The 7,622-nt window shown below is 29.3% G+C and carries 6 protein-coding genes; 2 read left to right on the top strand and 4 right to left on the bottom strand.

Annotation, left to right across the window (positions count from 1 at the left end; translation table 11 throughout):
* Nucleotides 1-175: 175 nt before the first annotated feature.
* On the top strand, nt 176-1,888 hold the full coding sequence (locus EG57_RS0215600; protein ID WP_032078099.1) for a methyl-accepting chemotaxis protein: 1,713 nt from the start codon (nt 176-178) through the stop codon (nt 1,886-1,888).
* Between the two features lie 134 nt (nt 1,889-2,022).
* Here the strand turns inward: EG57_RS0215600 and EG57_RS0215595 are convergent, their stop codons facing one another.
* From EG57_RS0215595 to EG57_RS0215585, 3 genes are all read right to left on the bottom strand, one after another.
* Nucleotides 2,023-2,355 carry a hypothetical protein gene (locus EG57_RS0215595; protein ID WP_032078098.1) on the bottom strand — a complete coding sequence of 111 codons (333 nt, stop codon included), beginning with the start codon at nt 2,353-2,355 and terminating at the stop codon, nt 2,023-2,025.
* A gap of 341 nt (nt 2,356-2,696) precedes the next feature.
* On the bottom strand, nt 2,697-3,686 hold the full coding sequence (locus EG57_RS0215590; protein WP_032078097.1) for a serine hydrolase domain-containing protein: 990 nt from the start codon (nt 3,684-3,686) through the stop codon (nt 2,697-2,699).
* A gap of 30 nt (nt 3,687-3,716) precedes the next feature.
* Nucleotides 3,717-4,646: an AraC family transcriptional regulator gene (locus tag EG57_RS0215585; protein ID WP_032078096.1), complete on the bottom strand. Its 930-nt coding sequence runs from the start codon at nt 4,644-4,646 to the stop codon at nt 3,717-3,719.
* 230 nt (nt 4,647-4,876) lie between these two features.
* On the opposite strand from EG57_RS0215585, the gene EG57_RS0215580 reads away from it, so the two are divergent.
* The gene (locus EG57_RS0215580; RefSeq protein WP_032078095.1) at nt 4,877-5,662 is read left to right on the top strand and encodes a ribonuclease H family protein; all 786 of its coding nucleotides are present in this window, start codon (nt 4,877-4,879) and stop codon (nt 5,660-5,662) included.
* Nucleotides 5,663-5,777: 115 nt separating this feature from the next.
* Here the strand turns inward: EG57_RS0215580 and EG57_RS0215575 are convergent, their stop codons facing one another.
* Nucleotides 5,778-7,328 (bottom strand): cell wall-binding repeat-containing protein, encoded by a 1,551-nt coding sequence (locus tag EG57_RS0215575; RefSeq protein ID WP_032078094.1) that lies wholly within the window; start codon nt 7,326-7,328, stop codon nt 5,778-5,780.
* Between the last annotated feature and the right edge of the window lie 294 nt (nt 7,329-7,622).

The raw sequence follows: 7,622 nt of genomic DNA, 5'->3' as shown, positions 1-7,622 counted from the left end.
AATATTTATTTTGTTTAGTAATCCACATGAAAACAATATAAAAATTTAAATGTGTATAAAAATCTTTAAATATTATACATTCCCTGTGATATATTCTCAAATAGAAAGGAATGATGTTTAAAAAAATTATGAGAAATATTACAAATAATAAATTGTTAAAGAAAGAAGGTTAAAAATGAATTTATTTAAAAATCTAAAAGTAAAAACGAAGCTACTCGCGGCATTTTTAATTGTTGCATGCTTAATTGGCATTGTGGGAACCGTTGGAACCAGATCATTGAAAAAAGTAGGTGAAAATGCAGAAAAGATTTATAATCAAAATCTTAGAGTTGTCTATATATTAACAGATATGAAAGAAAATTTAGCTGAAATAAAAGGTGATATGCTTCAACTTGTGTATGTAAGGGACTCTTCTAAAAAAGCTGAACTAGAGAAAGATATTCAAGATCAAAAAAAAGAAAATACTGATTACATAAGTGAATTTGAAAAAATCACTATAGATGATAGTGAAAAGAAAGTATATGCTGAATTTAATAGTAATGTAAATCAATATACAACTTCAAGAGAAAATATTATAAATCTCGTCGATAAGGGAAATTTTGATGAAGCAGAAAAACAATATCAGCAAGCATCAAAAATTGGAAATGAAATGTTTAAAAGTTTGGATAAATTAATAGAAATTAATTTAAATCAAGCTAAAGCAGCAAATAATAATATTAATTTAATATATACAGCATCAAAAACAGCTATGATACTAATAAGCATTATTGGATTTATATTAGCAGCTTTAATAGGTTTACTTATAGCAAAAGATATAAATAAACAACTTCAATTGATAAAGTTAATTGGTGAAAAACTTGCAAACTATGATTTATCCTATGAATTTAATAGTTCAAGAAAAGATGAATTTGGACAAACAGCATCAGCCTTAATTAAATCACAAAATAATATTAAAGATCTTGTTAAAACAATTATTGAAAACTCTCAAAATATGAGTGCATCTTCAGAAGAACTATCAGCAACTGCAGAAGAATTATCATCAAAAGTTATCAGTATAAATGAGGCTGTAAATAGTATTACTGGCAATATGGAAGATTCAAGTTCTGGAACAGAGGAAATAAGCGCATCAATTCAAGAAGTAAATTCAAGTATAAATGAACTTTCACAAAAAGCTATGGATGGAAGCAATAGTTCAAGTTCGTCTAAAGAAAGAGCTACTGAAGTCAAGAGCAGTAGTCAGAAAGCTATCGAAGTAACTCATTCAGTATTTACAGAAAAACAAGAAAAAATGGTAAAGGTCATTGAAAATGGTAAAGTGGTAGATAATATAAAATTAATGGCAGATACAATAGCAGATATAGCAGAACAAACTAATTTACTTGCACTTAATGCAGCAATAGAAGCAGCAAGAGCAGGAGAACATGGAAAAGGTTTTGCAGTTGTATCTGAGGAAGTTAGAAAGCTTGCAGAACAATCAGCAGATGCAGTACAAAATATTAAGGAAACTATAGTAGATGTACAATCAGCATTTAAAAACAGTATTGATACAGGAAATGATATATTAGAGTTCATTAACAAAGATGTACATACACAATTTGTTAAATATGAACAAACAGGAAATCAATATTATGATGACGCTGATTTTGTAAGTAAGATATCAGAAGAAATTGCAGCTATGTCAGAGGAAGTTACAGCCACAGTAGGTCAGGTAAGTGAGGCAGTACAGAACTTGGCAGTAACATCACAAAAATCCAGTGAACATGCAGAAGTAATAAAAGAAAGTATAAATGAAACTACTCAAGCCGTAGAACAAGTAGCAGTAACAGCTCAAAGCCAAGCAGAACTTGCCCAAAAATTAAATGAAATAATTCAAAGATTTAAAATTTAAAGATACTTTCCATAATAGTTTTAATGGAAAGTAAAAAATTTCAAGGGTCTGTTGCATTAAGGAATTTACATACAATATTGTAGTATTTATCCTCAACATAACAGACCCTCTTTTTATCTACTAAAAATTTTATTTTATATACCACGGCCTTTTTCATTCTTTATAACACTAATATTTATTATTTCTGATTGAAATGCCTTTAGCAAAGCTTTTTCCAAAACTTTTTGTTGATCAAAATTTTCTATATCATTGCAAACTGCAAAAACTTTATTAGTAATTCCACTTGGGTTTTTATAAGTTAAAGTAACATTGGGCTTATCATAATGTACATCAAGTATTTTTAATCCCCAAGAAATTTGTGCAAAATCCTCTTTAACATTCAAGCTCGTTAATTGTCTTAAATTTTTTTCATCTTCTAATTGATTTTGTATTATTATTAATTCATCTCCAACTTTGTATTTACTCATTGTTACCCTCTCCTTTGTGCATTGTTAATTTTTTATCAATCTTATTTATGAGTTAATTATATACCTCTGAATTTCTCTAATCAAATATCATTTATGGTGTTTTCAATAGATTAGCCCATTAGTATGCTTAATATCTCTTATTTGTTATTTTTTTCACATTTTTCCTTATTATACTGAAATTATTTATATTAGTTTTTATATGCAATTTTTTCACAATTTATCATCTAAATTACATATTGTTTGATATCAATTAGTATTTTTCAAATGTTTCTTAAAGTTCCATAGTAAAACAATCAAAAACGTATTAGAAAACTCCAATACGTTTTTGATGTTTAAATACACTATTCTAATGTTACACATTTATCAAGCATTGGTTCAATATACTCTTTAATAAATTCTATTCTGTCCTTAGCACCTGGCATAAAAGTAGCAGCAATAGAAACTACTATTTTTTCCTTGGTGTTGACATATATAACATTTCCTCCATCTCCTAAAGCTGCATATATATGTTCTTTATCATCAATGATCCACCATAGATATCCATATGAAAGCTTATCCCATCTGCTATGTTCTTTTGTACTTTCATTTATCCACCATGCCGGTATAATTTGTTTGTTATCCCATATTCCTTTATTTAAATACAACTGACCTATTTTTGCCATATCCATAGTGTTCAAGGTAAGCCCCCATCCTGCTGTATTTATTCCCTGTGGATCAGCAACCCAGCCGCTAACATTCTTATCATTATACCATGCAAGTTGTTCCTCCTTATTATGAAAAACCACATTATGTTTAGCTTTAATACCAAGTGGTGAGAATAAATATTCTGTTGCAAAATCAAGCACGGATTGTCCAGTCGTTTTTACAAGAATACCAGAGAAAATATCTGGTCCTATAACAGGAGTATATCTAAATTCTCCTATCTTCCCATTTCCTCCTAATAAATCAAGTGCACTATTTACCCAGTTATTACTTGTAAAATATTCTATATAGGGTTCTGACTTATATTTATATGGAGCTGTCATAGTCAGCATATCCTTAAGTGTAACATTCTGTATCGTTTTTTCTCCTTTTTTAACTGCATAATCAGGAAAAAAATCCAATACTTTCTGATCTATACTTTTAATATAACCCTTATCTATTGCAATTCCAAGCAATATGGAAATAATACTTTTAGTTACTGAAAAAACATTAAGGGTGCTATCAGCTGTATATCCATTAAAATAGTTTTCATATAGTGTTTTACCATTTTTCAGTACAACTATGCCTGCAGTATTGCTATAGCTGCTGTTTATTATTTTTTCTAAGCACATATCTTTTCTTTGATTCATATAATCACCTCTAAATAAATTTGCAGCATTTTATAAAAGAATGGGCTCAATAGGAACGTATATGTCTACCTCATGGATATGACTCTCACTTGCATGCGGATCGTTGCAGTACACTTCAAATGGATAAGAGTTTCTTGGAACATAACCACTGCCTGTAAGCCACTCCTGATACATATAATTCCATGCATCACTATATTGTTCCCGCTGAATTTGAAAGTGTCCAACCACATACAAGCCACCTTCTAATTTCATCCTTCCAAGAATTCCGTCTTCCTGAACCTGGATATTCTCTGGCACCGTTAAACACAAACTAGTGCGAAACTGACTTTTCTCTCCAAATTCCGGATTATCATGATACATGGCAAGCAGTAAGTTTTGATCCTCCACAAGAAGCTGCTGCTTCTTTGCATAAGCAAATAACATCTGCAGAAGATTGACATATTCTTTTGCCAATGTCTCATAGGTACCTGTATGTCTCACATAAGCAACCTGTTTTTCTTCCAAATTTACTATAGTAATCTTACCTTTCACAGGAAATAGGTCATCTGTCCATTCTTTCTTTGCTGTGTTCTTATTATACTCAGACAATAAAAAAGATTCTTTGCAATTCTTGCTATATTCCTTTCGATACTCTCTTGGACTTACACCATAATAATTCTTAAATGCTCGCGAGAATACAGCTGAATCCGTATAACCCAGTTCATAGGCAATATCTGTCATATTTTTATCTGCCCTATGCGCCAGCAAAAAAAGTGCATTCTCCATACGAATACGATTTACATAATGGGCTAATGGTTCATGTAACATTCCCTGAAAGATCCTGCTGAAATGATATTTTGAAAAACCGGCAGTGCTAGCAAGCTCTTCAATGGACAAGGATCGTCCTAAATGATGCTGTATGTAATCTTGTACTTTATGAATTCTTCGTATATACTCTTCCTGACACTTTTGTTCTGACATATGATTTCCTCCTGCTTTTATTAACTCAAGTATAGCAGAAATGTTATTTATTGACGAATTGATCTTAAAAGACTAAATCAAAGAAATTATCAATATAATTTCACATTGATTTATTCTCAATAGGAAAGGATATTTTATATTAAGGTATTTTTCTGATAAAATAAAAGTATAACAATATAAGAAATCAACCAATTTAAAATAAAGCTTTGAAAGGTGTGAAATACATCCCTATGAAAATGCTGCTATTTAAAATGGAAATAATAGATGTTTACAATAATAGTTATAAAATTAAGATAAGTGACAATATAGAAGATGCTTTAATAGAATTTGACCCTTTAAAAAAAGAACTAAATTTTATTCTCAATAACAATTTAACTAATTGTCTTAAAGCTAACGAATATCAACTTAGAAAAATGCTTCACAATAAGCGTATAGATACTTATTATGTAGGCTTTAAAGTGAAGCTTGTTTTAAGATCAAATAAGGACGTAGCAGCTTTTAATGATAGAAGTAAAATAGTAGTTTTAGATAAGAGAACTACTAATAATTATAGCTACGTTATTGATGAAAACAAATGTGAAGAAAAAATTTATAAAATCTTCTCAGATGCCTGTTATTTTGAAAATAAAAAATATGGTGGTTTTGCTTTTATAATAGAAGACTTGGAAGGAAACTATAAATTACATACAGAAAAGGTTCAAGCAATAGGCAGCAGCCAAGCTGAACTTACAGCAGTTATAAAAGCTATTGAATTATTAAAAAATATAGAAAAAATAAGAATAGTGACTGACAGCCAGTATGTAAGAAAAGGTCTGACTGAGTGGATTCCCTGCTGGAAACTAAATGATTTTAAAACCATCAATGGAGAACCTGTAAAAAACATTGAGAATTGGATTCTCTTTGACAACATCTGCAATGGAAAATATATTGAATTTCAATGGGTAAAAGGCCATTCCAATCACTTTGAAAACTCTCTTTGTGACATGTATGCAAGAGATGCAGCCACAAATGTTTAAAATTAAATTACTTCGCTTATGTTTCAATATTTTTTAGAAATTTCAAGCCAATGCTTAGTTATTAAGCATTGGCTTTTTACTTGAGCTTTTATCTTATCATTTAAACTTAATAAAATTAAAAGTTCATAATACCTTTAATAGTAATTATCTTTTTACTTAACTTATTCATATTTGAAATTGCATCATGAGTATTGAATTTAGATAACTGGTTATTAGCTTCTTTTATTTGATCAACTATAGCGTACATTTTTTCATAGTCTCTTGCCTTTACAGCATTATTAAGAGAGCTAACTATACTTGAATAATTATTGATAAGTCCAGTAAACTTATCAACATCTCCAATTTGTGAATTAATGTTTTTAATCAAATCAGTTTTTAAAGAATTTAAACTTTCTGGAGCATTCATACTTGAAATTTCATCCTTCATACTAATTAAAGTATGTTTATAATTATTTAAACTTAAAGTCATATTATTAAAAATACCTAAAATTTGATTTAAGGAATTTTCTGTATCCTCTATACTGCTTGAATTTGAGTTAGTTGAAATTTTTTTAATATCTTCTGCATATTTACTACACTTAGTTCCAAAGCTTTGAGTAATGTCATAAAAATTACCACAATAGCTTAAAAGATTTACTGTAAAATCCTTTTCTTGTTGTGAAATATCACTTGCTCTTTTTAATCTATATTCTGCAACAACATCTATTGATCCAGTGCCACCAAGTAAAATTATATTTTTAAAATTTTTAGTACTCATATAAGATTTTTGTGATGATATATCTTGTCCATCAGTAAGTATTACAGGCGCCTTAGATTTTATTGCTAGTGCACTGCCGGATAAAGCATCTGGAAAATTTTCGCCACTAGCTAATACTGCAGTATCAGAATCCAAATTAAAATATTTACATATATTCATAGAAGTATCATATCTATTATTACCAGCTATTCTAAATACATTATCGCTGGATAATGATTTAGCTGTATCTTTAGCTTGTGTTACAACATCATCAGAAATAACACCATTACCACCTATTACATACAATTGGCTAGGTTGTATATCATTTATTAAATCTTTAGTTTCAGCAGACAAAATCTTCGAATCAGTCATCAATATTGGATATCCCTTAATTGCAGCTATACTTGATGCACTTAAAGCATCTGCAAAACCAAAGCCATTGGCAAGTATAACTGGAGTTCCCTTTTGAACTTTTATATCATTTAATATTACCTTGCTTGTGTCAAATCTATTTTTACCACCTAATCTTACTACATTATTATATCCCAGTTGCTTTATATAATTTATTGAATCATCACTTATTGAGGAAGCACCTCCTAAAACATACACAATTCCACTTTTGCTTAAATGATTTTTTATGTATTCTAAAGCGTCTGAACTTGTACTAGGAGTTGAGCCTGCTAATAAAATAGGTGCATTATATTTTTTTGATAGCAATCCACCAGACAATGTATCTGGAAAGTTTTCACCATTAGCTAATATTACCGTTTGTATATTTCCATTATTAAAGCTTTCTGAAATGTTAACAGAAGTTTTGTATCTGTCCCTTCCAGATAATCTGGAAACGTTGTAACCATTATCTGCATAAGCTGATGCAGAGCTACTTAACGCAATTAATGCTGTTAAACCTAAAATTAATGTTTTTTTCATATTTATAAAGTCCCCCTTAACACATAGTGATTAAATTATGGATTACTATACACAATAATGCAATAACTGTAACTAATGCTAATAATTTAGAATATGTAATTATCCTACGCATTATCCTTATTATTTCCTTTTTCTCTTTATTTTCAAATTGCTACACAACATTTTTTATAATTTATTCCCAATTTTTCTACTAATTTGTTTTTAAGTAAGAGTTTTATACAAAGAAAGTTGGGATATTCTCAATGGTAGCTATGGGATAAATATCATAAATTATACCCATAATATATTTACAGC

It is taken from the genome of Clostridium drakei (assembly GCF_000633595.2).
Classification (GTDB): domain Bacteria; phylum Bacillota; class Clostridia; order Clostridiales; family Clostridiaceae; genus Clostridium_AM; species Clostridium_AM drakei.
Note: the sequence above shows the minus strand (reverse complement) of the source record. Positions and strands in the feature narration are given on the sequence as shown.